Origin of the sequence: Rhodococcus sp. ARC_M12, assembly GCF_022810385.1 — a bacterium.
Taxonomy (GTDB): Bacteria; Actinomycetota; Actinomycetes; order Mycobacteriales; family Mycobacteriaceae; genus Rhodococcoides; species Rhodococcoides navarretei.
This window is the reverse complement of sequence record NZ_JALGQI010000059.1, coordinates 1-586: the sequence shown is the minus strand read 5'-3', so window position 1 is coordinate 586 and position 586 is coordinate 1. Positions and strand designations below refer to the sequence as shown.

Genomic DNA, 586 nt, shown 5'->3' with positions numbered 1-586 from the left:
GGCTACGGAAGGAGTGCCTGAACCGCAATCACTGGACGAGTCTGCTCGAAGCGAGGGTGGTGATCGAGGACTTCAAAGACGACCACAATCATCGACACCGGCACTCATCACTGGGCTACCTCACGCCGGCTGAGTACGCTGCCCAATGCACCCACAACCACCAACCGGCCGAGGGCTGCGAGATCGACTGAATCAATCACACCGTGGCTCTAGAACGCGGTGGTCCGACTATCGGGGACCTGCCACTGTTGTGGCGCTTACTGAGGACGACAAGTTCGAAATCCTTGAGTTCCTGGAAGTGCCAGATATTCACGATGAGGCAGTACAAATCGCAGAACGTCTCACAGCAGAACAGGAGGAGCGCCTTCTAGAGCACCTCAGTAAGGGTGCTTTGGAGTAGGGGCTCTCTTACGAGACGTACGATCCCCCTTCGCGACCTCGTAGGTCTCGCGCCGATCTTTGAGGTTCACCCCGAAAAGTGGACAGTGGCTACGCGGCCATAATCGGCGCGTTCAGTGACTGTTCGTAATTGTGGGGGCTGAGCATTCCGATCGTGGAGTGCCTACGTCGAGTGTTGTAGAAGTTC

The 586-nt window shown here is 56.7% G+C and carries 1 protein-coding gene; it reads left to right on the top strand.

The genetic code is table 11. From position 1 onward, the window contains the following. Positions 1-191: integrase core domain-containing protein (locus tag MTX35_RS25335; RefSeq protein WP_243597481.1), on the top strand; the 191-nt coding region annotated here is incomplete at its 5' end. Positions 192-586 lie beyond the last annotated feature (395 nt).